The following is a 24,517-nucleotide window of genomic DNA, read 5'->3' on the forward strand; positions in this document are numbered from 1 at the left end:
CGGCCGCCGCCCCGTACACTGCCGCCCATGAACTATCGCCACGCCTTCCATGCCGGCAACCACGCCGATGTGCTCAAGCACATCGTGCAGCTCGCCCTGATCGACAGCTTCAAGCGCAAAGACAGCCCGTTCTTCGTGCTCGACACCCACGCCGGTGCCGGCCGCTACCTGCTGGCCAGCGAAGAGAGCCGCAAGACCCTGGAGGCCGAGTCCGGGATCATGCGGCTGATGGCCCAGCCCAAGCTTCCGGAGGTGATCGAGCACTACCTGAAGGCGGTGCAGGCCGGCAACCCGGTCGGCGCGATGACCAACTACCCGGGCTCGCCGCTGCTGAGCGCGCAGGCGATGCGTGCACAGGACCGCATGGCGGTCTGTGAGCTGCAGGAAGCCGAAACCGCAACGCTGAAGGCGCTGTTCGCCCATGACAACCGGGTTGGCGTGCATCCGGGCGACGGTTACGCGCTGCTGCGCTCGCTGTTGCCGCCGAAGTTCAACGGCAGCAAGATCGGCCGCGGCCTGGTGCTGATCGATCCGCCCTACGAAGCCCAGGATGCCGAATATCAGGCCGTCCTGGTCGCCCTGGCCGAGACTCTGGCGCGCTGGCCGCAGGCCACCTGTGCGGTCTGGTTCCCGATCAAGCAGCGTCGCACCATCCTGCATTTCCTGCGCAAGGCCAGTGCACTGCCGGTCAAATCAGCGATGACGATCGAGTTCCTGGTGCGTCCGGACGACTCGCCGCTGCGCCTCAACGGCAGTGGCATGCTGCTGCTCAACCCGCCCTGGCAGTTCGACCGGGTGGTCGGTCCGGCCCTGCCGGCACTGCGCCAGCACCTGGGCGAACCCGGCGCCAGCACCCGGCTGGATTGGCTCAAAGCCCCCGAATAACGGCCTTCACGAGGCTGTACCGCCGTGAGCCTTTCGTTCACGGAATGCAGCCCCGGTGATGCCACAATCGATGGACCACCAAGGAATCACCCGGTATGGCCACTCGCAACCGCATGCCGCCCTGGCATGAGATCTTCAAGGCTCCCAGCGGCCACGAGCTGCTGATCCGCCCCATCCGCCCGGAAGATGGCGCGCCGCTGCAAGCGGCGTTCAGCCTGTTCGGGCCGGAAGAAATCCGTGATCGTTTCCTGCAGGCGGTGACCGAGCTTTCGCCGGAAACCACCCAGCGCCTGACCCACCCGAATCCGAAGACCGAGATCACCCTGGTCGCTGCCGAATCCCTGCCTGCTGGTGAGGCGGTGGTCGGCGCGGTCGCCCGGGCCTCGATCATCCCCGGTACCCGTGAAGCCGAGTACGCGATCCTGATCAGCCGCTTCCTCATCGGCCAGGGCCTGGGCCGGCAGCTGATGCGCAAGCTGGTGAAGTGGGGCCGCGGCAAGTACCTGGACCGCCTGTACGGCGACGTTGCCGCTGAGAACGAGCCGATGAAGCAGCTGGCCGCCTCGCTGGGCTTCAAGCCGGTCCCCCACCCGACCGGCGCCGAGGGCCTGGTGCGGATGGTGCTGGAACTGGACAACTGACGGATGCGCCGGGCGCGGCCCGGCGACGCATTCCGGTAGTGCCGGCCGCTGGCCGGCATTCCGATACCCCAACGGTAGATGAGGCTGCCGGCCGGCGGCCGGCACTACCCGACAGGGTTTGATCGGGCTTCTGCTAAAATCCGGGGTCCATGTCGCGTACCTCATACCCCGCCCCGCCGCTGCCGCGCGCCGGCCAGCTCCGCGCCTGGTGGCGCGCCCCCGCATCACCGACCGCCCTGGCCTGGTACCTGGCCCAGGCCGCGCGTGCGCACGACGCCCCATTGCTGGTGATCGCCCGTGACAACCACGGCGCCAACCAGCTCGAAGCCGACCTGCACACCCTGCTCGGCGGTGACCCGGCCCTGCCTGTGGTCGCTTTCCCGGACTGGGAAACCCTGCCTTACGACCGCTTCAGTCCGCATCCGGACATCATCTCGCAGCGCTTGTCCGCCCTGCACCGCCTGCCTACGCTGAAACGCGGCCTGGTGATCGTGCCGGTGCAGACCCTGCTGCAGCAGCTGGCCCCGCGCAGCTACGTGATCGGCGGCAGCTTTGACCTGAAGGTCGGCCAGCGCCTGGACCTGGAGGCCGAGAAGCGCCGCCTGGAGAGCGCGGGTTACCGCAACGTGCCGCAGGTGATGGACCCGGGTGATTTCGCCGTGCGCGGCGGCCTGCTCGACGTGTTCCCGATGGGTGCCGACGAGCCACTGCGGGTGGAGCTGCTGGACGAAGACATCGATTCGATCCGCGCCTTTGATCCGGAAAGCCAGCGCTCGCTGGACAAGGTCGAGGCCGTGCACATGCTGCCGGGCCGCGAAGTGCCGATGGACGAGGCCAGCATCGCCCGCGTGCTGGCAACGCTGCGCGAACGCTTCGACGTTGATACCCGGCGCAGTTCGCTGTACCAGGACCTGAAGTCCGGGCTGGCCCCGGCCGGCGTCGAGTACTACCTGCCGCTGTTCTTCGAACGCACCGCGACCCTGTTCGACTACCTGCCAGACGGCAGCCTGCCGGTGGTCTGCGCCGGTGCCGGCGAAGCCGCCGAGGCATTCTGGGCGCAGACCGGTGAGCGCTACGAACAGCGCCGCCACGACGTCGAGCGGCCGCTGCTGCCGCCGTCGGCGCTGTACCTGTCGCCGGAGCTGCTGCGCGAGCGTCTGAACGACGCTCCGCGCATCGAGGTGTGGTCGGCTGACCACGCACGCATTGCCGATGCCCATGCGCTGGGTGACCAGCCGCTGCCACCACTGCCGGTGGCCGCACGCGAAGCCCCCGCTGGCGATGCGCTGAAATCCTTCCTCGGCCACTACCCGGGCCGGGTGCTGATCGCCGCCGATTCACCCGGCCGCCGCGAAGCCCTGCTGGAAGTGCTGCAGGCTGCCGAGCTGAAGCCACCGGTGGCAGCCAACCTGCCCAGCTTCCTCGCCGACAATGCGCGCTTCGCGATCACGGTAGCGCCCCTGGAAGATGGCTTCGCGCTGGATGACCCGCGCATCGCGGTACTGACCGAACGCCAGCTGTTCCCCGAGCGCGCCGGCAGTACCCGCCGCACGCGCCGTGCCGGCCGCGAGCCGGAAGCGATCATCCGCGACCTCGGCGAACTGACCGAGGGCGCGCCGATCGTGCACGAAGACCATGGCGTCGGCCGCTATCGTGGCCTGATCGCGATGGACGTGGGCGGCATGCCCGGCGAGTTCCTCGAAATTGAATATGCCAAGGGGGACCGCCTGTACGTGCCGGTCGCCCAGCTGCACCTGATCAGCCGCTACTCCGGCGCTTCGGCGGAAACCGCGCCGCTGCATTCGCTGGGCGGCGAGCAGTGGAGCAAGGCCAAGCGCAAGGCGGCCGAGAAAGTACGCGACGTCGCTGCCGAACTGCTGGAGATCCAGGCCCGCCGCCAGGCACGTGCCGGCCTCGCACTGCAGGTGGACCGCGCGATGTACGAGCCGTTCGCCGCCGGTTTCCCGTTCGAGGAAACACCGGACCAGCTGGCCGCGATCGATGCCACCCTGCGCGATCTGGCCAGCAGCCAGCCGATGGACCGTGTGGTCTGCGGCGACGTCGGCTTCGGCAAGACCGAGGTGGCGGTGCGCGCGGCGTTCGCCGCCGCCAGTGCAGGCAAGCAGGTAGCCGTGCTGGTGCCGACCACGCTGCTGGCCGAGCAGCACTACCGCAATTTCCGCGACCGCTTCGCCGATTACCCGATGAAGGTGGAAGTGCTGTCGCGCTTCAAGAGCACCAAGGAAATCAAAGCCGAGCTGGAGAAGGTCGCGGCCGGCACCATCGATGTCATCGTCGGTACCCATCGCCTGCTGCAGCCGGACGTGAAGTTCAAGGACCTGGGCATGGTCATCGTCGACGAGGAGCAGCGTTTCGGCGTGCGCCAGAAGGAAGCGCTGAAAGCGCTGCGCGCCAACGTGCATCTGCTGACCCTGACCGCCACGCCGATCCCGCGCACGCTGAACATGGCCATGGCCGGCCTGCGCGACCTGTCGATCATTGCCACGCCACCGCCGAACCGGCTGGCGGTGCAGACCTTCATCACCCAGTGGGACAACGCGCTGCTGCGCGAGGCCTTCCAGCGCGAGCTGGCGCGCGGTGGCCAGCTGTACTTCCTGCACAACGACGTGGAGAGCATCGGCCGCATGCAGCGCGAGCTGTCCGAGCTGGTGCCGGAGGCGCGCATCGGCATCGCCCACGGCCAGATGCCCGAGCGCGAGCTGGAAAAGGTGATGCTGGATTTCCAGAAGCAGCGCTTCAACGTGCTGCTGTCGACCACGATCATCGAATCGGGCATCGATATTCCCAACGCCAACACCATCATCATCAACCGCGCCGACCGCTTCGGCCTGGCCCAGCTGCACCAGCTGCGCGGCCGTGTCGGTCGTTCGCACCACCGCGCCTACGCCTACCTGGTCGCGCCCGACCGCCGCTCGATCACCCCGGATGCGGAAAAGCGCCTGGAAGCGATCGCCTCGATGGACGAACTCGGCGCCGGCTTCACCCTGGCCACCCACGATCTGGAGATCCGCGGTGCCGGTGAACTGCTTGGCGAGGACCAGAGCGGTCAGATGGCCGAGGTCGGCTTCAGCCTGTACACCGAGCTGCTGGAGCGCGCGGTGCGCAGCATCAAGCAGGGCAAGCTGCCCGACCTGGATGCCGGCGAGGAAGTGCGCGGTGCCGAAGTCGAGCTGCATGTGCCGGCGCTGATTCCAGAAGATTACCTGCCGGACGTGCATACCCGCCTGACCCTGTACAAGCGCATTTCCAGCGCGCGCGACAGCGATGCGCTGCGCGAACTGCAGGTGGAGATGATCGACCGTTTCGGCCTGCTGCCGGATGCAGCCAAGCACCTGTTCGCCATCGCCGAGCTGAAGCTGAAAGCCAACACGCTGGGTATCCGCAAGCTGGACCTGGGCGAGAACGGTGGCCGCATCGTGTTCGAGTCCAAGCCGAACATCGACCCGATGGCGGTAATCCAGCTGATCCAGAAACAACCCAATCTCTACGCCATGGAAGGGCCGGACAAGCTGCGCATCAAGCACCCGCTGCCGTTGCCGGAAGACCGCTTCAATGCGGCCCGCGCCCTTCTGACCACCCTCGCCCCGGGTTGATCGCCCCCCCGAACACCCCGCACCGGTCCCCACCCGGTGCGGGCGGATGACCATGTTCCCTGACGCCGTACCCGCCCCCGACCTGCTGCACGCGCAGGCCTGCCTGATCGATGCCCTCTCGATGTCGCTGCAGATGCGCGACGCCTACACCCGCCACCATTGCGACCGCGTCGGCCTGCTTGCGCAGCGCCTGGCCGCACACTGCGATCTCGACGACGACGCCTGCGCGCAGATAAGCCTGGCCGCGCGCTTCCACGACATCGGCAAGATCGGCATCCCCGACGATGTGCTGCTCACTCCCCGCCGGCATACCGACGAGGAACGCGCGATCATGCGCGAGCATCCGGTGCGTGGCGAACATATTTTCATGGCTACCGGTCGCAGCGATGCCGCGCCCGTGGCCCGCCTGATCCGTACCCACCACGAGGCGTTCGATGGCAGTGGTTATCCGGATGGCCTGCGTGGCGAAGATATCCCACTCGGTGCACGCATCGTCACCATTGCCGATGCCTACGACGCCATGACCAGCGTGCGCCCCTACCGCGCCGCAATGGAGCACGGGAAGGCGCTGCGGATCATCGACGATCAATCCGGCGGCCTGATCGATCCCTACGTGCTGCAACGTTTCCACCGCCTGCTGGCGCAGGAGCCGGCGCTGGCCTGAGATCCGCCGGGCATGGCCCGGCGCTATCGGCCGCGCAAAACAGAAGGCCCGACATTCGCCGGGCCTTCTGCATCACGCGTTACGTGCGATCGATTACCAGATCACCACGCGCTTGTCGTCGGCACGCACCATCGCATCGCCCGCCTTGCACTGGAATGCAGCGGCGTAGGACGGCATGTTCGACGGCGCGCCGTTGGCACGGAAGTTGGCCGGTGCATGCGGGTCGGTGTTCAGGCGCACGCGCAGTTCACCGTCGGTGAAGTTGCGGCGCCACACGGTGGCCCAGTTCATGAAGAAGCGCTGGTCCTGGCTGTGGCCATCGACCGCCACGTTCGCCTTCGGGTCTTCCTTCAGCGCCATCTGCAGCGCGTCGTAGGCCACGGTCAGGCCGCCCAGGTCACCGATGTTCTCGCCCAGGGTCAGCTTGCCCTTCACGAACACGCCCGGCACCGACTCGTAGCCATCGAACTGTGCGACCAGCTGGTCGGTACGTTCGGTGAATGCCTTGCGGTCAGCGTCGGTCCACCAGTTGTCGAAGTTGCCGTTGGCAGCGAACTGGCTGCCCGAGTCGTCGTAGCCGTGCATCATCTCGTGGCCGATGACCGCGCCGATGCCACCGTAGTTCAGCGCCGGATCGGCCTTGGCGTCGAAGAACGGCGCCTGCAGGATGGCGGCCGGGAACACGATCTCGTTCTTGGTGGCGTTGTAGTAGGCGTTTACGGTCTGCGGGGTCATGCCCCACTCGGTCTTGTCCACCGGCTTGCCGATCTTGTCCAGCATGTAGCGGTAGTTGAACGCACGTGCCGCCTGCATGTTGCCCAGGTAGCTGTCACCGTTGGTCTGCAGGCCCGTCCACTCACGCCACTTGTCCGGGTAACCGATCTTCGGGGTGAAGCTGGCCCACTTCTCCAGCGCCTTCTTCTTGGTCTCTTCACCCATCCACGGCAACTGCTCCAGGCGCGCCTTCAGCGCCACCGAGAGGTTCTGCACCAGGTGCTGCATGGCCACCTTGGATTCGGCCGGGAACACGGCGTCGACGTACAGCTGGCCCAGGGCTTCACCCATGCCACCGTTGACCGACTCCAGCACGCGCTTCCAACGCGGCTGCATCTCCTGCTGGCCGCGCAGGGTCTTGCCGAAGAACTCGAAGTTGGCCTTCTCGAACTGGCTGCTCAGGTACGGCGAAGCATCGTCGATGGTGTGGAAGCGCAGGTAGGCCTGCCAGGTGCTGGCCGGCACATCGGCCAGCATCTTGTCCATTTCACCGAAGAAGCCCGGCTGGGCCAGCGAGAACTTCTGTGCGGCCGGCACCTTCAGGGTGTCGAACAGCGCGGTCCAGCTGAAGTTCGGGGTCAGCTTGTCGGCGTCGGCGGCGCTGAGCGGGTTGTAGCGCTTGGCCGGGTCACGCATTTCGATGCGCGACATCGAAGCCTTGGCCAGACGGGTTTCGAAAGCCATCACGGCCTTGGCCTGCTCCGCGGCCTGCGCGGCATCCACGCCGGACAGGGTCAACACCTGCGCGATGTAGGTCACGTAGCCGTCGCGGATCTTGGCCTGCGCGTCGTCGAAGTAGTAGCCCTTCTCCGGCAGGCCGAGACCACCCTGGCCGACGTAGGCGATGACGTTGGCCGAATCCTTGTAGTCGGCATTGGCGAACAGCGAGAACAGCACGCCCTTGCCCTCGGCCTGGCTGTCGCGCAGGTACTGGGTGATGGCGGCGGTGTCGTTCAGCGCGGTGATCTTGTCCAGCTGCGGCTGCAGCGGCGCGAGGCCGGCGGCTTCGATCTTCGCTTCATCGTTGCCGGTCTTCCAGATGTCACCGATCTTGGCTTCCACCGAGCCGGCCTTGGCCTGGCTGGCGGCGGCCTGCTGCACCAGCGCGTGCTGCACTTCCAGAGAGCGCTCGCGCAGGATCTCGAAGCTGCCCCAGGTGGTCTGGTCGCCCGGCACCGGGTTCGCCTTCAGCCACTTGCTGTTGACGAAGCCATTGAGGTCGGTACAGGCCGAAATGGCCGGATCGAGGTCGGCGCCGTTGAGGCTGATCAGCGCGGTCTTGATCTCCGACTGGTCGAAGGCCGGCTTGGCATCGGCGCTGGCGGCCGGCGCGGTTTCATTCTTGCCACAAGCGGCCAGCGAGGCAGCGATGGCGATGGTCAGGCCCAACGGGGCCAGGTTGCGGAAGTTCATGAGGCTCTCCTGCGGGTAATTTCACAGGGTAGCCGGGGGAGCCAGGTTGGGGACCGGCCAAAGGTCACGAGCCCACGGCGCAGCTCCCGCCGCGCACCGGTATGCTCTGGCCTCTGCGATCACTGGACTTCATGACCATGGACGAACCTGCGCTGCTGTTGGCCTTCGACACCTGTGAGTTTCTGTTCCTGACGGAGATTGGCGAGCCGGAAGCGAATCGTCTGCGCCTGGTCGTCGAGGAAGGCCAGGTGGTCGGAAAGCCCTCCCGTGTGGAGCTCGGTCATGGACGTTCAATCGATGATGTGCGTGCGATAGAGGTGGTGCCCCACTCGCAGCGGTTTGAACTGATCTGGGACCATTACATCAGCTACGCCGTGCACAACGAGTCCTACCAGAGCTGGGATGAGTCCGAGGCCTGGAGCGGCAACCTGTTCCGCCGCTACAGCCGTTCGAAGTTCCTTGATTATCTGGACCGTGCCACCTTCGCTGATACCCGTTACCCGGGCCCATTCACGCATTACCAGGTGATATGCCAGGACCACGTCATCGACATTGCTGCGTTGCAGCCGCCGAAGGTGCGCCTGCTGGGTCCTTCGTAGCCGGCAGATGCAGCCACCCATGGGGTGGCTCTACTGGGTTGCGACAGCGCCAGCCGAGCGTGGGCTCGACTCTACAAAAAGCGAAGGCCGGCTTGCGCCGGCCTTCTGCTTCTTATTTCGCCTTGCCCTGGTTGGCCACGGCTTCAGCGGCCTTGCGCGCCGCTTCCGGGTCGCCCAGGTAGCGGAACGACTTCACCGTCAGGTCGTCGTTCAACTCGAACAGCAACGGGATGCCGGTCGGGATGTTCAGCTCGAGGATTTCCTCGCGCGAGACGTTGTTGAGGTACTTGTACAGCGCGCGCAACGAGTTGCCGTGGGCGGTGACCAGCACGGTCTTGCCGTCCTTCAGCTGCGGCGCGATGGCGTCGTGCCAGTACGGCAGCACGCGATCCAGCGTGGTCGCCAGCGATTCGGTACCCGGCAGCGCGTTGCGGTCCAGGCCTGCGTAGCGACGGTCATGGATCGGGTGGCCCGCATCTTCCAGGTCCATGGCCGGCGGCGGGATGTCGTACGAACGACGCCATACCTTCACCTGGTCCTCGCCGTGCTTGGCAGCGGTCTCGGCCTTGTCCAGGCCCTGCAGGCCGCCGTAGTGGCGCTCGTTGAGGCGCCAGGACTTGTTCACCGGCAGCCAGTCCTGCTCCAGCTCGGCCAGCGCCCCCTGCAGGGTGTGGATGGCGCGCTTCAGCACGGAGGTATGGGCGACGTCGAACTGCAGGCCTTCCTCGCGCATCAGACGACCGGCGGTGGCCGCTTCCCGGCGCCCCTGCTCGGTCAGGTCGACATCGACCCAGCCGGTGAAGCGGTTGTCCAGGTTCCACTGGCTCTGGCCATGGCGCAACAGTACGAGTTTACGGGTCACTGCAGGGTCTCCAACGCGAGGAAAGGCAGGCCACCATTGTAGCCCCGGGCGCCACTCACCGGGCCGTGGCACCACGCATGCGATGCTGTGACCCATGAACACGGTGATCGATCCCGGACGCTGGGAAGGCAGCGTCGCCGCTGCCCGCGAGCAGCAGAAGCAGCTGGCCACCCGCGTGCAGCGCCAGGACCGCCTGCCCGCCACCGTGCGCTGGCTGGCCGGGCTGGATGTCGGCTTCGAAGACGACGGCGCCATCACCCGTGCCGCGGCGGTGCTGCTGGACACGGAGACGCTGCAGCCCGTGGCGCAGGAGATCTCGCGGATTCCCACCGTGATGCCCTACATCCCCGGCCTGCTCAGCTTCCGTGAGCTGCCGGCACTGCTGGCCGCATTGGCGCTGCTGCCGCGCGCGCCGGACCTGGTGTTCGTCGATGGCCACGGTATCAGCCATCCACGGCGGCTGGGCATCGCTGCGCATCTGGGCGTGGTCACCGACCTGCCGAGCATCGGCGTGGCCAAATCAAGACTGGTCGGACGTTTCGTCGAACCGGGTGCCGAGGCAGGCGCGCATACGCCATTGATGGACGGTGACGAGCAGCTCGGCTGGGTGCTGCGCAGCAAGGTGCGCTGCAAGCCGCTGTTCGTGGCCGGCGGCCATCGGGTCAGTGCGGATACCGCGCTGGGCTGGGTGCAGCGCACACTGCGCGGCTACCGGCTGCCGGAGCCGACGCGGCTGGCGGATCGGCTGGCCTCGCGACGCGGTAGCGTCGACTGTTAGTCGGCGGCGCTTCGACAAGGTTGCGCAAAAGCCCGCGCTGCGCGCGATAGTCGACTAGCAGTCGACTCTACCAAGCCGGTTTCACCCGGCCTGTTCCACCCCGGCCGGCGTCCCGTTTATCCCATTCAACGATGCACGTGGCCGCGATGGCCCTGCGCGTCCTCGCCGTGGTCGTGGCCTTCATGGCCCTCCTGCCCGCTGCTCTTGGCCGGCGCCGGCTCACCACAGGCTTCACCGCAGTGGTCCGCCTCGATCTGCAGGGTGACGTGCTCGATGCCGAAGTCATCGTGCAGGCGCCCACCCAGCTCCCGACGCAGTGAATCTGCGTCGGTGCCTTCACGCATCACGATGTGCGCGGTCAACGCCGGGGTGCTGGAGGCCAGCGCCCACACATGCAGGTCATGCACGTCCAGCACCGCAGTGTGGTCGGACAAGCTGTCGCGCACCTTGGCCACGTCCATGCCCTTGGGCACGCCTTCCAGCAGCACGTTGATCGCCTCACGCATCAGCACATAGGTGCGCGGCAGCACCCACAGGCCAATCAGTACCGCCAGGATCGGATCGATCGGCTTCCAGCCGGTGAACTGGATCAGCAACGCACCCGCGATCACCGCCACCGAGCCGAGCATGTCGGCCCATACTTCCAGGTAGGCGCCCTTCACGTTGAGGCTCTCGCCGCTGCCCGCCTGCAGCAGGCGCATCGAGATCAGGTTGATGACCAGGCCCGCTGCGGCAATCACCAGCATGCCGGAGGAGGCGATCTCCTGCGGCTCCCGGAAGCGTCCGATCGCCTCCCACAGAATGTAGCCGGCGACCACGAACAGCATCGCACCGTTGATCATCGCGCCCAGCGCTTCCAGCCGCGCGTAGCCGTAGGTGCGACGTGCATCCGGCGGACGCCGGCTCAGCCGCACCGCCACCAGCGCGATCATCAACGCCAGCGCGTCGGTAGCCATGTGCGCGGCGTCGGACAGCAGCGCCAGGCTGTTGGTCCAGAACGCACCCACCACTTCGACGACGAGGAAGGTGGAGGTCAGGCCCAGCGCCCACCACAAGGGTTTCTCGTGGCGGATCTCGGATGGCAGGTGATCGTGGTCGTGGCCCATGGCAACAGCTCCTTTGCGATGGGAGGCAGGCTACGCCGGCGCGCGTTGGGAAACTATCACGGTGTTTATAACATTGCAGGCGTGCAGCGCCGAAGCCGCCGGGCATGGCCCGGCGCTACGGTGTGACATGCCCGACCCAGTAGCGCCAGGCCATGCCTGGCGAGCCCTGCGGAACGACGCGTGCATGCGATCAGAAGCCGAAGCGCAGGCTGGCCCAGTACGCGCGGCCCGGCTCGTTGTAGGTCGCCGCGCCGGCATCGCTGCTGTTGGCCTCGCGGAACAGACGCTTGTCAGCCAGATTGTTCACGCCGAAGCCGAAGCTGACCGTCTCGGTCACCTTGTAGCGCGCGCTCACGCCCCAGATGTTGTAGGCACCGCGATCCTGCAGTGCGATCGATGGGTCGCAGGTGCCGGTGCAGCGCGGATCGTTGTTGATGTTGGCGGTGGCCGGCTTCTGCTTGCCATAGAAGGTGCCGGTCAGCAGCAGCGACAGCTTGTCGGTGGCCTGCCAGTCCAGCATCGTGTTGACGGTGTACTTCGGGATCACTGACAGCGGCTGGCCGGTGCTCTTGTTCTCGTTCTCCACCATGTAGGTGAAGTTGTTGCTCCACTTCAGGCGGCTGCCCTGCTCGCCCAGCAGCGGAATCACCAGGTTGCCCTCAAGCCCCTGCACGATCGCCTTGGGTGCATTCTCCCAGCGGAAGATGCGGCCCTTGGTATCGGCAGTCAGCCCGATCTGGTTGTAGCCGGCCTGGATCTTGTCCTTGTAGTCGTTGTGGAAGTAAGTCAACGACGCCTGCCAGCCGCTCTGCGGTGCCCACTCGATGCCCAGTTCCTTGTTCAGGCTGGTTTCCGCCTTCAGATCCGCATTGCCGCGCATGTAGCAGCCGGCGCCCAGGCTCGGCAGTGCATTCGGGCAGCCATTGCCACGGGTGTAGTACAGATAGTCAGGATTGGACTGGTACAGGTTCGGCGCCTTGAACGCGCGGGCGATACCGCCCTTGACCACCCAGTCGCTGTTGAGCCGGAACTGCGCGTTGAGGCTGGGGCTGGTGTTGTTGCCGAACTGGCTGTGGTGGTCGAAACGCAGGCCCGGGGTGACGATCCAGCGCTCGCCCAGGTAGATGTTGTCTTCGACGAACACGGCGGTGGTCTGCGCGTCGGACTTGCCCCGCGCGCGATCGGCCGACAATCCCGGGAATCCGCCGCCGCTGCTGCTGGACTGGCTCATCGAATACGGGTCGGTCAGGCGGCTGTCGAGGTATTCAAAGCCCAACGTCCAGATGTTCTCGGCACCACCCAGTGTGGTCGGGAAGCTCACTTCGCCATCCAGCTGGTAGTTGCGCAGGCGCGAGGTCGACCAGTCGGTGCCGTTGAAGCTGCCTTCCGGGCCACCGGCCAGGCCTTCGTTGATGCGCGAGTTGTTCACTGCTTCCACTGCGGCCGTCACCCGGGAGGTGACATCGCCCCAACGACCACGATGGGTGATTGCGCCGGTGTTGCGGTACATGCGGTTGGTCTCGGCCTGCTGCTCGGCCAAGGCCCCCAGATCGATCGGTGTCGAGGTACCCGTGGTGCTGACCGCGCGGTCGCCGGCGTAGATGTTGCCCTGACGGCTGGTGCCGGCTTCGAACTCGACCACCTGGTTGGCGGTCACGTCCCAGCGCAGCAGCGCGTTGACATCGCGGTTCTTGACGCCCTCGCGGCCGGCTGGCGGCACCGCGTTCGGATTCGTCGCGAAGTCACGGTTGAGCTCCAGCGAGTCGGCGTCGGTCTTGTTGAGATTGCCGTACAGGCGGAACGACAGGGTGTCGGTCATCGGCCCGCTCAACTGCAGGCCGACGCGCTCACTGCCGCCTTCGGCGCTGTGCTCGGGCACCAGGCCATACAGGTCGACCGCACCGGTCAGGTCGCCGGTCGGGCGCTTGGTGATGATGTTGACCACGCCGCCGGAGGCACCGGAGCCGTAACGCGCCGCCGCCGGGCCGCGCAGCACTTCGATGCGCTCGATCATTTCCGCTGGCACCCAGTTGGTGTCACCGCGGGTATTGCGTTCGCCACTGCGGCCCATGCGCACCGCATCGCGTGCACCGATGCGCTTGCCGTCGACCAGGATCAGGGTGTTTTCCGGGCCCATGCCGCGCAGATCGATCTGGCGGTTGTTGCCGTACTGGCCGGAGGCGCTGTTGCCGGTCAGGTTGACGCCGGGCATGGTCCGCAGCAGTTCCGCGATGTCGTTGGCCGGCGGCCGCTTGGCGATGTCCTCGGCGGTGATGGTCGAGGTGCCCAATGCTTGGCGCGCGATCTGCGAGGCGGTGACGTGCACCGTGTCGATATCGGTGGCGTCGGTTTCAGCGTGGACGGTCAGGGCGCTGCCCGCCAACAGGGCGGCAACGGCAAGCGCCAGCGGGCGTGGCGAAAGGACAACGGCTCGGGACATGATCTGGACCTTCTGGCAGGGCAACGGGGCCTCTGGCAAAGGGCTTGAGGCAGCGACGAGGGGAGGCGGAGCGCCGCTGCAGGTGCCTACAGCCCGATCCGTGCACGTATTCTCCCATCAATGCGAGTGATTCTCAAATGCGTTCACTCATTGCCGCAGCCATGCCGATGTGCTTTGCGCACCGTGCAAGCCTGCATCGCGCTTAAACTGGTCGGCTAGCCCGCCATCAACCGTACGCCGCCGCGGCCGATACCCGTGGTTTGCCGTACGCAGTCAGAGATCGACGTGGAACCACCCCAATTGGACGATGCCAGCCAACCGCTGGCCGAGGCCTGGCAGCAGTGCCTGCTGCAGGCCGGCCCAGCCGCCACCGCGCTGCTGCACGCCGCTGCCGCCGACGCCCCACCCGCCCTGGCCCAGCGCTTCTACGAAGTGCTGCTGCAGGACACCCGTGCCCGTCGTTTCCTGTCCCACGACCAGGTCAAGCAGCGCCTGCAGCCAGCCATGCAGCGCTGGCTGGCGCAACTGTTGACCACCGATGCCAGCGGCATCGCCAATACGGTGGCCTCGCAACGGGTGATCGGCGATGTACACGCCCGGGTCGGCATTCCGGTCGATCTGGTCACCCGTGGCGCCCGCGTGCTCAAGCACGAACTGTTCGTGCGCCTTCGCGACGATGCGCCGGACGCCGACACCGCATTCGCCGCCATCGACTGCCTCAGTGCAATCATGGATATCGCCATGGAAGGCATGACCCTGGCCTACACCCATGCCCGCGAACGCTCCACGCGCGCCGATGCGGCTTACAGGTTGTTCTCGCTGGTGCAGAACGTCAGCACCGAGCGCGAGCGCCAGCGCGCACTGCTGCTGGACTGGGAGAACGCGCTGCTCTACGCCTTGGCCGGCCATGTGCAGGGCAGCGACGGCGCCAGCCTGGCCACCTCCGAGTTTGGCCTGTGGTTCACCCACAAGGGCATTCCCAGCTTCGGCGAAAGCAGCGAGACACAGCAGGTCGACCAGTTGATGGCACGCATCGACGGCTGCCTGCAGCGGGCGGCCGCCGATGATCCCGGGCAGCGGCTTGCAGTGCTGCCGGCGATCCGCGAAGACCTGGCCGCCATCCGCACCTTGATGACCCTGCTGTTCGAGCGCATCGGCGAACTCGATGCCGGCAGCGACGCATTGACCAACCTGCTCAACCGACGATTCCTGCCGACCGTGCTGCGCCGGGAAATCGAGCTGGCCACGCGCAACCGCACGCCGTTCTCGCTGTTGCTGCTCGATCTGGACCACTTCAAGGCGATCAACGACGGCCACGGCCACGATGCGGGTGACCGCGCGCTGCAGCACGTGGCCGGGGTTCTCGGCCAGCTCACCCGTGGCAGCGACTATCTGTTCCGCTACGGCGGCGAGGAATTCGTGGTGGTGCTGGTCGCCGCCAGCGAATCACAGGCGGCAGTGATTGCCGAGAGCCTGCGCCGGCAGATCGCACAATCGCCGGTGCCGCTTGCCAACGGCCAGGCGCTGAGCCTGACGGCCAGCATCGGCGTCGCCGGCCACGATGGCCACCCGGACTACGAACGGCTGATGGCACGTGCCGACGCCGCCATGTACGAGGCCAAACGCAGCGGCCGCAACCGCGTGGTGGTGGCCAGCGATGCACTGCAGGAACCGCCCGGGCGACGTGCGTTGCAGCGGTAACCCAGCGCGGGGGGCAACCGAGGGGTAGAGTCGACTGCCAGTCGACCATCGCGCGCGGCGCGGGCGTTTCGCGATCCGCAGGAAGTGCAGTCGACCAACGGTCGACTCTACCAACAGCCGGCTCTACCGAAACCGGCGCCAGCCGCTGCTTTCACCGCGACCATCCGCCATGCTGCCCACCACAGCAGCGCCAGCAGCGCGATGCCCGCCCCCAGCAGGCACACTGCAGGCCAGCCATGCCGCGCCTGCATCCACGGTCCGGCCGCCGCTCCTGCACCACTGCCCACCGCATAGAACAGCATGTACAACGCCACCAGGCGCCCATGCTGTTCTGCTGGTGCACGCAGCAGCAACGCCTGGTTCGAAACGTGCAGTGCCTGACCGCCAAGATCGAGCACGACCACGCCCAGCAACAGCAATGACAGCGATTGCGGCAGGCCCAGCAGCGGCCACCACGCGACCAGCATCAGCAGCAGCGCGCCGAGGCTGACCCGATGCGCGAAACCGCAGTCCATCCAGTGCCCGACCCGCGCCGCCATCAGCGCACCCACAACACCGGCCAGGCCAAGCGCACCGATGGCCGCCGTTGACCAGTGCATCGGCGGTGCCGACAGTGGCAAGGGTGCCGCCGCCCAGAACACGTTGAGGCCTGCAAACAGCAGCAATGCCAGCGGCCCGCGCTCGCGCAGCGTTCGATCGCGGCGCAGCATGCCCAGCATCGAGCCCAGCAGCTCGCGCCAGCGTGGCGGCACCGCTGGCACCGGTACTGCGGGCAGGCGTCGCCACAGCAGCATCGCCAACGCCGCCATCACCACCGCTGACAGCAGGTAGACCGCCTGCCAGCCAAAGGCCGCCGCCACCACACCGGACACGACACGTGCCAGCAGCAGGCCAATGAACACCCCTCCCTGCACCACGCCGACCACGCGCCCGCGCTGCTCGGCCGGTGCCAGCGATGCGGTATAGGCGATCAGTCCCTGGGTCAGCGCGGTGCCCAGCAACCCGGCCAGCAGCATGCCCGACAACAGCCACATGGCCGTTCGCGCGGTCGCCAACCACAGCAATGCAACCACCAGTGCCATCAACTGCATGCGCAGCAGGCGCCGCCGGTCACCGCGGTCCGCCAACGGCAGCAAGCCAAGCAACGCCAGCACGCTGCCGGCCTGGGTGGCAGCCAGCACCGCGCCGGCCACGGCCCGGTCCAGCGCAAAGGCGCGCGCAAGCAGGTCCAGCAGCGGCTGCGCGTAGTAGACGTTGGCCACGCTGGCACCCGCAGCAATCGCAAGCAGGACCAGCAAGGGGCGTGGAACGGGCGCTACAGACATGATGTGGTTGCAATTTGAAACTTGATGCAGGCTATCGCCATTGGTTTTAAACTGCAACCACATTCGGAGATAGCCAGCATGCCCCCCGACAGCCCCTGTCCCGTAGCCCGCAGTGCCGACCTGCTCGGTGACCGCTGGGCATTGCTGGTGATCCGCGACGCGTTCGACGGCATCACCCGCTTCGGTGATTTCCAGCGCAGCCTCGGCGCGGCACGCAACATCCTCAGCGACCGCCTGCGCAGGCTGGTCGAGGCCGGCATCCTGCAGCTGCAGCCGGCCTCCGATGGATCGGCCTACCAGGAGTACGTGCTGACCACCGCCGGCCTGGAACTGTTCCCGCTGCTGGTTGCGCTGCGCCAATGGGGAGAGCGCCATCGCTTCGGTGCAGGCGAAGCCCATTCACAGCTGATCGAATCGGCGACGCGGCGGCCGCTGCTCTACATGCAGCCGCGCGGGCGCGACGGCCAGCCGCTTCAGCCCACCGCCACCCGCGTGCGCAAGCTCAAGGACGACGGGCGCGACACCTGACCCGCCCATTCGCGCACACCGACGAACGCCCGCGCCGGTTAGCATCGGGTCTTTCCGCCGCTGGATGCCGCCGATGTCGCGCTACCGCCCTTCCCTGCTGACCGCCCTGCTGTTGCCGCTGCTGGCCTGCGCCGCTGGAGTCACGCAGGCCCGCGAGGTTGCCGCGCCCGCCGACCACGTGCAGGCCGATGGCCCCTATGTGTTCCGCCAGGGCAACCAGCTGCAGGCCAAATGGATCTGCGACGACAAGGTCGAGTCGCACACGCTTGCTACGCAGGCCGCAGGCACGGATATCGCCCCGCGCTGCGGCTACGAGCACACGGTGCATGTGGCTGCCCCGAATGCACCTTCGGTCTCGGTGCTGCCGGCCGTGCCGCGCATCGTTGCGCTGTCCGACATCCATGGCCAGTACGGGCTGCTGGTGCGCCTGCTGCGTGCCCACCAGGTCATCGACGCACAGGACCGCTGGGCGCTGGGCAAGGACACCCTGGTCATCGCCGGCGATGTGTTCGACCGTGGCCCGCAGGTGACCGAGGCCTTCTGGCTGCTGTACGGCCTGCAGCAGCAGGCGGCCGCCGCCGGTGGCGCAGTGCACTTCGTGCTCGGCAACCACGAGACCATGGTGCTGTACGACGACCTGCGCTACGTCAACCCGAAGTACCTGCGCAGCGCCCAGCTGCTGGGCCGCAGCTACCCGCAGCTGTATGGCGCCGACTCGGTGATCGGGCAGTGGCTGCGCACCCGCCCGGTGCTGCTGAAGATCGGCGACACCCTGTTCCTGCACGGTGGCATCTCGCCCGAGGCGGTGGAGCTGGCGCTGGACCCGGCGCGGACCAACGCGGCCTACCAGGCCTCGCTGGGCCTGCCCAAGGCCGAAGTGAAGGCCGACCCGGCCACCGCACCGCTGTATGACGGAAAGACCAGCCCGATCTGGTACCGCGGCTACTTCGATGGGCGCCTCGACACGCCGGGCGTACAAACGGTGCTGGACCGCTTGCAGCTCAAGCGCATCGTGGTCGGGCACACCTCGATGCCGCACGTCAGCAGTTTCCATGGCGACCGCGTGATCGCCATCGACAGCAGCATCAAGAACGGTGAAAACGGCGAGCTGCTGTTCATCGAGAACGGCACGCTCAGCCGGGGCCTGCTGGATGGCTCGCGGGTGCCGCTGGCCCAGGGCGAGCCCGGCCTGCAGGACTGAATGGAAGGACAGCGCAGCGGCGCCTGCCAGCGCCAGCGCGCTCCCCCTTCACCCGGTTTGCGGCTACCCTCGGCAGCCGAGAGGCCCACCGCGTTCATCCGGCCGGCCTGACCGCTACAGGAGCCCCGCGCATGCGCGTTCTGATTGCTGAAGACGACCCGGACATCGCCTCCGGCCTGTGCGCCTCGCTGCGCCGGCAGGGGCACGTGGTTGACCACGTCGACAACGGTGCGCACGCCGATGCTGCACTGGGCTCGACCCAGTACGCATTGCTGGTGCTGGACCTGGGACTGCCGCAACTGGATGGCCGCGACGTGCTGCAACGCCTGCGCCAGCGCGGCGATGGCCTGGCGGTGCTGGTGGTGACCGCCCGTGACGGCCTGGCCGAACGCGTGCGCGTGCTCGACCTTGGCGCCGATGACTACCTGGTCAAGCCGTTCGCGCTGGATGAGTTCGAGGCGCGCGTGCGTGCGCAGCTGCGGCGCGTCACCAGCAATGGCAACCCCGACCTGCGCATCGGCCGCCTGCGCCTGGACCTGGCCGGGCACCGGGTCTGGATCGACGAGCAGTCGCTGGAGCTGACCGCACGCGAATTCGGCCTGCTGTCGGCGCTGGCGGTGCGTGCCGAACGTATCGTCTCGCGCGCACAACTGGTCGAAGCGCTGTGCGACTGGGGACAGGACCTGACCGACAACGGCCTGGACATCGCCCTGCATCGCCTGCGCCGCAAGCTGCAGCCTGGCGGCATCGGCATCCGCACCGTGCGCGGGCTGGGCTACATGCTGGAAGACGCACAGGACGACAGCGCCTCGTGATCAGTGGCCCCCCCAGCCTGCGCCGGCGCCTGCTCGCCTTCCTCGCGCTGCCGATGCTGGGCCTGCTCATCTTCAACACGCTCCTGGCCTACTACGTTGCGCTGGACTATTCCAACCGCATCCACGACCGCAACCTGATCGACGACACGCATTCGTTCGCCCAGATGCTGAGCACCATGCCGGTGACCAGCGACCTGTCGCCACAGGCGCGCTTCCTGATCGAGTACGACCCGGACGGCCATCGCTATTTCAACGTCGACAGCAGCCGCAAGGGCACCCTCAGCGGCAACGCCGACTTCAGCCCCTATGCTCCTTCGCAGGACTGCACCGGCGTGCATCCGGCGCTGTATGACGGCAACCTCAACGGCCAGCAGGTGCGCATGGCCACGGTCTGCACGCAGGCGATGAACGACCCGCAGGACCAGCTGGCGGTGACCGTGGCCGAGAGCATGGCCGACCGCCGCCAGCGCGCGCGCGAGATCCTGATGATCATCATTCCGCTGATGACCATGCTGGCGCTAGGTACCGCGGCACTGGTCTGGTTCGGCGTGACCTACGGCCTGCGCATCCTGACCCCGCTGAGGACACGCCTGGCGCAGCGCCGTGGCGAACTGGCACCGATCTCCGATGCCGACGTGCCGGAAGAAATCCAGCCGCTGATCAGCACCATCGACGATCTGTTCGCCCGCCAAGCGGAAATGATCACCCTGCAGAACCGCTTCATCGCCGATGCCGCGCACCAGCTGCGTTCGCCACTGGCGGGCATGGCCCTGCACGTGGACCAGGCGCTGGCACATGGCGACCCGGACACCGTGCGTGAGGCGCTGCAGCACATCCGCCGTCTCAACCAGCGCACCGCACGGGTCAGCACCCAGCTGCTGGCACTGAGCCGGGCGCAGACCGTGCCCGATACCGTGGAAGCATTGAACCTGTGCGAGCTGGTGCCGCAGTGGGTCGGCATGCGTGTACCGGAGGCGATCCGCGATGGCACCGACCTCGGCTACCGTGGCAGCAGCCAACCGCTGCGCGTGCTCGGCAATGGCGCCCTGCTGCAGGAGGCGCTGGACAACCTGATCGACAATGCCCTGCGCTATGGCGGTCGCGGCGCCACCGTCACGGTCGGCGTGCAGGCGCTGGACGACAACGATGTTGAGCTTTACGTGGAAGACAACGGCCCGGGCGTGCCCGAGGATGTGATGCCACGGCTGGGCGAGCGTTTCTTCCGTGCCCCGGGCACCACGGCCAGTGGCACCGGCCTCGGCCTGGCCATTGCCCACGAGGCGGTGGAGCACTTCGGGGGGCGCTTGGGCTTCCTGAACCGAGCCGGTGGCGGGCTGAAGGTCACCATCACGCTGCCGCTGCTGAAGGCCCCCTGACCCGGTCCGGGGCGCTGAAAGGCTGGTGAAAATCGCGCTTGCGATCCTGACCATCCCCACTGCCGCCCCGGAGCCGCCAGGTGACCGAAACGCACGACTTCTTCCTTCCCGGTGGCCCGCAGGGCGTGCTGCTGGTTCACGGCCTGACCGGCACGCCAGCGGAAATGCGCATGCTGGGCAAGGGCCTGAACAATGCCGGTTTCACCGTGCACGGGGTGCAGCTGCCCGGCCATTGCGGCAGCGTCGACGACCTGCTCGCGACCACCTGGGAACAGTGGTACCAGGGCGTGGAAGATGCGGCCGCAACCCTGCGCGGCAAGGTCGACCAGCTGTTCGTCGGTGGCCTGTCGATGGGCGCGGTGCTGTCGCTGGCATTGGCGGCGCGCCGGCCGGAATGGATTTCCGGCGTGGGCGTGTACGGCGCCACGTTCCGCTACGACGGCTGGAACATTCCGGCCGTGGCCCGCTTTTCGTTCCTGTTGCCGTGGTTCAAGCGCTTCAACATCGGCCGCGACCGCATGTTCATGGAAGAGCCGCCTTATGGCCTGCGCGACGAGCGCCTGCGTGCGCAGGTCAGCGCTGCCATGTTGTCGGGTGACAGCGCAGCGGCCGGCCTGCCGGGCAACCCCTGGCACGCCCTGGCCGAGATGCGCGCCCTGAGCAACTGGACCCGCCGCCACCTGCACCAGGTCACCGCCCCCTGCCTGGTGATGCACGCCCGCGAGGACGACGTGGCCAGCATGGGCAACGCCGAACTGGTGATGTCGCGGGTCAGCGGCCCGAAGGAACTGGTGGTGCTGGAAGACAGCTACCACATGATCACCATTGATCGCGAACGCCGCGATGTGATCCGTCGCAGTGCGCGCTTCTTCAGCGAGATCGGTGAACGCAGCGGCATCCTCAAGGCGGTGGCCTGAAATGGGGTCACTTGCCACGCTGCTGTGGCTGGTCAACGTAGTGCTCGACACCGGCGGCCAACTTGCGTTCAAGGCTGCCGCCAGCGACCCGAATGAAGCTGAGGGACTGCAGCGCTGGAAGCACATGCTCAGCCGGCCCTGGCTGTGGATCGGCATCACCTGCTACGTGCTTGAGTTCGTCGCCTGGATTGCGTTCCTGTCGCTGGTGCCGCTGTCCAAGGGCGTGCTGCTCGGCTCGATCAACATCGTTGCGCTGATGATCGCCGGTCGTTTCCTGTTCCGCGAGAAGCTCACGCCGCTGCGGGTGACCGGCATGCTGCTGGTCACCGCGGGCGTGGCGGTGGTGGGGGCCGGCTCATGAGGCGCCTGTATGTGATCGGCTTCCCGCTGCTGATGGCCTTCGATACGCTGGCCCAGCTGTGCTTCAAGTACGCCGGTGATGCCGCGCTGCCGGTCGAAGCCAATACCGCCTGGCTGCTTCGCGTGCTGTCACAGCCGTGGGTGTATGGCGCGATCCTCGGCTACGTGGGAGCGTTCTTCACCTGGATGAGCCTGCTGCGCCACGCGCCGATCGGCCCGGCCTTCGCTGCATCGCACCTGGAAGTGATCAGCGTGCTGCTGCTGTCGGCGTGGTTGTTGAATGAACCTTTGACCCTGCATCATCTGCTCGGTGCAGTACTGATCGTGGCCGGCATCGTCTGTCTCGGCCGTGCCGAAGCGGATGACCCGCACAGCCCCACCGAAGCCACGACGTGAGCGCGTTGCGATGAACCTGTTCGCGCGCGAACTGCCGCCTACCGCTGGCCTGCCGATGCAGGCCAGCGACTTCCTGCCCGGTGGTGGCGACCTGCGCGAAATCCTGGCCAACCAGCTCGGCACACCACCGCTGCAGCTGACCTGTTCCGGCACCCACGCGCTGCTGATCGCGCTGCGCACGCTGCGCAGGCGCGCGCCCCGGCGCGATACCGTGATCATGCCGGCCTATACCTGCCCGCTGGTACCGATCGCGGTGCACAGTCTGGGCCTGCGCGTGCAGCTGTGCGACACCCGGCGCGGTCATTTCGACTTCGACCCCGGCCAGCTCAAGCGGCTCACCGATGCGCGCACGCTTGCGATCCTGCCGACCCACCTTGGCGGGCGCATTGCCGATGTGGAACAGGTCAACGAAGTGGCACGCGGCGCTGGCGCTTGGGTGATCGAAGATGCCGCACAGGCGCTGGGCGCGCGGGTCGGCAACAGCAGTGTCGGCCTGCGTGGCGACATTGGTTTCTTCAGCCTCGCCGCCGGTAAAGGGCTGAGCCTGCATGAAGGTGGGCTGCTGGTCAGCCGTGACGAAGAACTGCGTGCGGCGCTGGCCGAGCATGCCGCCGAACAGACGCGTTCCAGCCTGCGCTGGGAGCTGCTGCGCAGTGTGCAACTGCTCGGCCTCGCCGCCTGCTATCGCCCTTCGCTGCTGTCGCTGGTATACGGCAATCCGCTGCGCAGCGCACTGCAATGCGGCGATCTGGAAGAAGCGGTCGGTGACATTTTCCCGCTGGACATCCCGCAGCACCGTGTCAGCCAGTGGCGGCAGAACATCGGCGCCCACGCCGCGCGACGCCTGCCTGCGTTCCTGCAGGCCGGTCGACTGCGCGCCCTGCAACTACGGGTACAGCTGGCGCAGCTGCCGGCGGTGGACGTGGTGGACGGCCTTGCCGGTAGCGGCGGCACCTGGCCGATGCTGATGCTGCTGCTTCCCAGCCAGCAGGCACGCGACGCCGCGCTGGAACATCTGTGGCCGCGCGGGCTCGGGGTCAGCCGCATGTTCATCCATGCCCTGCCCGACTATGCCTACCTGCGTGGCATCGTGCCGCAGGACGACATGCCCAACGCACGTGACTTCGCTGCACGCATGCTGACGCTCGGCAACAGCGCCTGGCAGACCCGCGAAGATACCGCCGAAATCCTGAAAGTGCTGGCCCGGGCCTGACCTGGAAACGCAGGGACCGAGTGCGTTTCCGGCATTCATTCCTGCACTTTTCTGAACGCTTTCCCCGCCGTGGCGTGAAGGCTTTCAACAGGAAAGGAACGAGAAAGGCTGCCTGCCTACATTGAGCCTGCCCCGGCATGGTGCCGGACGTTTCTTTCATCGACGGACCTGCCCATGCACTGGAGCATCCTGTGTGACTTCGACGGCACCATCAGCCTCGAAGATGTCATCGACTCGCTGCTGGAGAAGTACGGCCAGCCGGGATGGCAAGACCTGGAAGATCAGTGGAAAGCCGGCCGGATCGGCTCGCGTGAATGCATGCAGGGCCAGGTCAGGCTGCTGAAGCTGGACCCGGCCACGCTCGACGCCCACCTGGACCAGGTGCAGATCGATCCGGGCTTCGCCGCCTTTGTCAGCCGCGCCGAACAACTGGGCGTGCCGCTGCGCATCGTCAGTGATGGCCTGGACTATGCGATCCACCGCATCCTCGCCAACCACGGCCTGTCGCGACTGCCGGTGGTGGCCAACCACCTGCGCTGGTGCGATGACCACTGGGAACTGGAATCGCCCTACCAGGCCGAAGGTTGCCGCAGTGGCACCTGCAAGTGCACCTGCGCTGCGCAGGCGCGCGCCAACGAAGCACCGCGCGTGCTGATGATCGGCGATGGCAGCTCGGACTTCTGCGTCTCTGAAGACGCCGACTTCGTGTTCGCCAAGCGCCGCCTGATCACCCACTGCACCCATGCCGGCATCGAGCATGCCGCCATCGGTACCTTCCACGATGCAATCGCACTGCTGCCGCGCTTGCTCGATGGCAGCCTGCTGCAGCCACGTCATTTCGACGCCAGCCCGCAGCCCGCCGTACTGCCCCTGCTGCTGGCCACCGCCTGAGCACTCCCTTCCAGGCAC

Annotated in this window: 21 protein-coding genes; 16 read left to right on the forward strand and 5 right to left on the reverse strand. The window is 67.0% G+C overall.

What is annotated here, in order from left to right:
- The first annotated feature begins 27 nt into the window (after positions 1-27).
- From ABR323_RS07740 to ABR323_RS07755, 4 genes are all read left to right on the forward strand, one after another.
- Entirely contained in the window at positions 28-885 is an 858-nt protein-coding gene (locus ABR323_RS07740) for a 23S rRNA (adenine(2030)-N(6))-methyltransferase RlmJ (protein WP_439448867.1), read from the forward strand.
- A gap of 95 nt (positions 886-980) precedes the next feature.
- Positions 981-1,526: a GNAT family N-acetyltransferase gene (locus ABR323_RS07745; protein WP_004150340.1), complete on the forward strand. Its 546-nt coding sequence runs from the start codon at positions 981-983 to the stop codon at positions 1,524-1,526.
- A gap of 149 nt (positions 1,527-1,675) precedes the next feature.
- Positions 1,676-5,140: a transcription-repair coupling factor gene (mfd, locus tag ABR323_RS07750; protein WP_439448868.1), complete on the forward strand. Its 3,465-nt coding sequence runs from the start codon at positions 1,676-1,678 to the stop codon at positions 5,138-5,140.
- Between the two features lie 46 nt (positions 5,141-5,186).
- A complete protein-coding gene (locus ABR323_RS07755; protein WP_439448869.1) occupies positions 5,187-5,804 on the forward strand; it encodes an HD-GYP domain-containing protein in 618 nt (205 codons plus the stop codon).
- 93 nt (positions 5,805-5,897) lie between these two features.
- Here ABR323_RS07755 and ABR323_RS07760 read toward each other — a convergent pair whose 3' ends face one another.
- Positions 5,898-7,991 (reverse strand): M13 family metallopeptidase, encoded by a 2,094-nt coding sequence (locus tag ABR323_RS07760; protein WP_439448870.1) that lies wholly within the window; start codon positions 7,989-7,991, stop codon positions 5,898-5,900.
- Between the two features lie 137 nt (positions 7,992-8,128).
- On the opposite strand from ABR323_RS07760, the gene ABR323_RS07765 reads away from it, so the two are divergent.
- Positions 8,129-8,590, forward strand: coding sequence for a hypothetical protein (locus ABR323_RS07765; RefSeq protein ID WP_439448871.1), 462 nt, complete (start codon positions 8,129-8,131; stop codon positions 8,588-8,590).
- A 112-nt stretch (positions 8,591-8,702) separates the two neighbouring features.
- On the opposite strand, the gene gpmA is transcribed toward ABR323_RS07765, so the two are convergent.
- On the reverse strand, positions 8,703-9,452 hold the full coding sequence (gene gpmA, locus ABR323_RS07770) for a 2,3-diphosphoglycerate-dependent phosphoglycerate mutase (RefSeq protein WP_439448872.1): 750 nt from the start codon (positions 9,450-9,452) through the stop codon (positions 8,703-8,705).
- 94 nt (positions 9,453-9,546) lie between these two features.
- Here gpmA and nfi point away from each other — a divergent pair, with 94 nt between their 5' ends.
- The gene (nfi, locus tag ABR323_RS07775; RefSeq protein ID WP_439448873.1) at positions 9,547-10,230 is read left to right on the forward strand and encodes a deoxyribonuclease V; all 684 of its coding nucleotides are present in this window, start codon (positions 9,547-9,549) and stop codon (positions 10,228-10,230) included.
- Positions 10,231-10,355: 125 nt separating this feature from the next.
- Here the strand turns inward: nfi and ABR323_RS07780 are convergent, their stop codons facing one another.
- Positions 10,356-11,336: a cation diffusion facilitator family transporter gene (locus ABR323_RS07780; RefSeq protein WP_439448874.1), complete on the reverse strand. Its 981-nt coding sequence runs from the start codon at positions 11,334-11,336 to the stop codon at positions 10,356-10,358.
- A 190-nt stretch (positions 11,337-11,526) separates the two neighbouring features.
- Complete coding sequence (locus ABR323_RS07785) at positions 11,527-13,776, reverse strand: TonB-dependent siderophore receptor (RefSeq protein WP_439448875.1); 2,250 nt, start codon at positions 13,774-13,776, stop codon at positions 11,527-11,529.
- 285 nt (positions 13,777-14,061) lie between these two features.
- On the opposite strand from ABR323_RS07785, the gene ABR323_RS07790 reads away from it, so the two are divergent.
- Complete coding sequence (locus ABR323_RS07790) at positions 14,062-15,477, forward strand: GGDEF domain-containing protein (RefSeq protein ID WP_135272794.1); 1,416 nt, start codon at positions 14,062-14,064, stop codon at positions 15,475-15,477.
- A 107-nt stretch (positions 15,478-15,584) separates the two neighbouring features.
- Here ABR323_RS07790 and ABR323_RS07795 read toward each other — a convergent pair whose 3' ends face one another.
- Positions 15,585-16,802 (reverse strand): MFS transporter, encoded by a 1,218-nt coding sequence (locus ABR323_RS07795; RefSeq protein ID WP_439448876.1) that lies wholly within the window; start codon positions 16,800-16,802, stop codon positions 15,585-15,587.
- A 78-nt stretch (positions 16,803-16,880) separates the two neighbouring features.
- On the opposite strand from ABR323_RS07795, the gene ABR323_RS07800 reads away from it, so the two are divergent.
- The 9 genes from ABR323_RS07800 (at position 16,881) to ABR323_RS07840 (ending at position 24,499) form a co-directional block, all read left to right on the forward strand.
- Positions 16,881-17,330, forward strand: a complete 450-nt coding sequence (locus ABR323_RS07800) for a winged helix-turn-helix transcriptional regulator (protein WP_439448877.1) — start codon at positions 16,881-16,883, stop codon at positions 17,328-17,330.
- Positions 17,331-17,403: 73 nt separating this feature from the next.
- Positions 17,404-18,531, forward strand: coding sequence for a metallophosphoesterase (locus ABR323_RS07805; RefSeq protein WP_439448878.1), 1,128 nt, complete (start codon positions 17,404-17,406; stop codon positions 18,529-18,531).
- 131 nt (positions 18,532-18,662) lie between these two features.
- Entirely contained in the window at positions 18,663-19,346 is a 684-nt protein-coding gene (locus ABR323_RS07810; RefSeq protein WP_135272790.1) for a response regulator, read from the forward strand.
- On the forward strand, positions 19,343-20,722 hold the full coding sequence (locus ABR323_RS07815) for a sensor histidine kinase (RefSeq protein WP_135272789.1): 1,380 nt from the start codon (positions 19,343-19,345) through the stop codon (positions 20,720-20,722). Before ABR323_RS07810 ends, ABR323_RS07815 begins: the two co-directional genes overlap by 4 nt.
- 80 nt (positions 20,723-20,802) lie before the next feature.
- Positions 20,803-21,639: an alpha/beta hydrolase gene (locus ABR323_RS07820; RefSeq protein ID WP_135272788.1), complete on the forward strand. Its 837-nt coding sequence runs from the start codon at positions 20,803-20,805 to the stop codon at positions 21,637-21,639.
- 1 nt (position 21,640) lies between these two features.
- Positions 21,641-22,000 carry an EamA family transporter gene (locus ABR323_RS07825; RefSeq protein ID WP_439448879.1) on the forward strand — a complete coding sequence of 120 codons (360 nt, stop codon included), beginning with the start codon at positions 21,641-21,643 and terminating at the stop codon, positions 21,998-22,000.
- The gene (locus ABR323_RS07830; protein ID WP_135272786.1) at positions 21,997-22,395 is read left to right on the forward strand and encodes a DMT family transporter; all 399 of its coding nucleotides are present in this window, start codon (positions 21,997-21,999) and stop codon (positions 22,393-22,395) included. Before ABR323_RS07825 ends, ABR323_RS07830 begins: the two co-directional genes overlap by 4 nt.
- Before the next feature lie 10 nt (positions 22,396-22,405).
- On the forward strand, positions 22,406-23,608 hold the full coding sequence (locus ABR323_RS07835; RefSeq protein ID WP_439448880.1) for a DegT/DnrJ/EryC1/StrS family aminotransferase: 1,203 nt from the start codon (positions 22,406-22,408) through the stop codon (positions 23,606-23,608).
- A 174-nt stretch (positions 23,609-23,782) separates the two neighbouring features.
- On the forward strand, positions 23,783-24,499 hold the full coding sequence (locus ABR323_RS07840; protein WP_439448881.1) for an MtnX-like HAD-IB family phosphatase: 717 nt from the start codon (positions 23,783-23,785) through the stop codon (positions 24,497-24,499).
- Positions 24,500-24,517 lie beyond the last annotated feature (18 nt).

Source organism: Stenotrophomonas sp. ATs4 (assembly GCF_051861585.1).
Taxonomy (GTDB): domain Bacteria; phylum Pseudomonadota; class Gammaproteobacteria; order Xanthomonadales; family Xanthomonadaceae; genus Stenotrophomonas; species Stenotrophomonas maltophilia_AS.

What these genes read in the sequence shown, in the direction of transcription:
- ABR323_RS07740 (WP_439448867.1), top strand. Translation starts at nt 28, where the DNA reads ATGAACTATCGCCACGCCTTCCATGCCGGCAACCACGCCGATGTGCTC.
- ABR323_RS07745 (WP_004150340.1), top strand. Translation starts at nt 981, where the DNA reads ATGGCCACTCGCAACCGCATGCCGCCCTGGCATGAGATCTTCAAGGCT.
- mfd (WP_439448868.1), top strand. Translation starts at nt 1,676, where the DNA reads ATGTCGCGTACCTCATACCCCGCCCCGCCGCTGCCGCGCGCCGGCCAG.
- ABR323_RS07755 (WP_439448869.1), top strand. Translation starts at nt 5,187, where the DNA reads ATGACCATGTTCCCTGACGCCGTACCCGCCCCCGACCTGCTGCACGCG.
- ABR323_RS07760 (WP_439448870.1), bottom strand. Translation starts at nt 7,991, where the DNA reads ATGAACTTCCGCAACCTGGCCCCGTTGGGCCTGACCATCGCCATCGCT.
- ABR323_RS07765 (WP_439448871.1), top strand. Translation starts at nt 8,129, where the DNA reads ATGGACGAACCTGCGCTGCTGTTGGCCTTCGACACCTGTGAGTTTCTG.
- nfi (WP_439448873.1), top strand. Translation starts at nt 9,547, where the DNA reads ATGAACACGGTGATCGATCCCGGACGCTGGGAAGGCAGCGTCGCCGCT.
- ABR323_RS07780 (WP_439448874.1), bottom strand. Translation starts at nt 11,336, where the DNA reads ATGGGCCACGACCACGATCACCTGCCATCCGAGATCCGCCACGAGAAA.
- ABR323_RS07785 (WP_439448875.1), bottom strand. Translation starts at nt 13,776, where the DNA reads ATGTCCCGAGCCGTTGTCCTTTCGCCACGCCCGCTGGCGCTTGCCGTT.
- ABR323_RS07795 (WP_439448876.1), bottom strand. Translation starts at nt 16,802, where the DNA reads ATGTCTGTAGCGCCCGTTCCACGCCCCTTGCTGGTCCTGCTTGCGATT.
- ABR323_RS07800 (WP_439448877.1), top strand. Translation starts at nt 16,881, where the DNA reads ATGCCCCCCGACAGCCCCTGTCCCGTAGCCCGCAGTGCCGACCTGCTC.
- ABR323_RS07805 (WP_439448878.1), top strand. Translation starts at nt 17,404, where the DNA reads ATGTCGCGCTACCGCCCTTCCCTGCTGACCGCCCTGCTGTTGCCGCTG.
- ABR323_RS07810 (WP_135272790.1), top strand. Translation starts at nt 18,663, where the DNA reads ATGCGCGTTCTGATTGCTGAAGACGACCCGGACATCGCCTCCGGCCTG.
- ABR323_RS07825 (WP_439448879.1), top strand. Translation starts at nt 21,641, where the DNA reads ATGGGGTCACTTGCCACGCTGCTGTGGCTGGTCAACGTAGTGCTCGAC.
- ABR323_RS07830 (WP_135272786.1), top strand. Translation starts at nt 21,997, where the DNA reads ATGAGGCGCCTGTATGTGATCGGCTTCCCGCTGCTGATGGCCTTCGAT.
- ABR323_RS07835 (WP_439448880.1), top strand. Translation starts at nt 22,406, where the DNA reads ATGAACCTGTTCGCGCGCGAACTGCCGCCTACCGCTGGCCTGCCGATG.
- ABR323_RS07840 (WP_439448881.1), top strand. Translation starts at nt 23,783, where the DNA reads ATGCACTGGAGCATCCTGTGTGACTTCGACGGCACCATCAGCCTCGAA.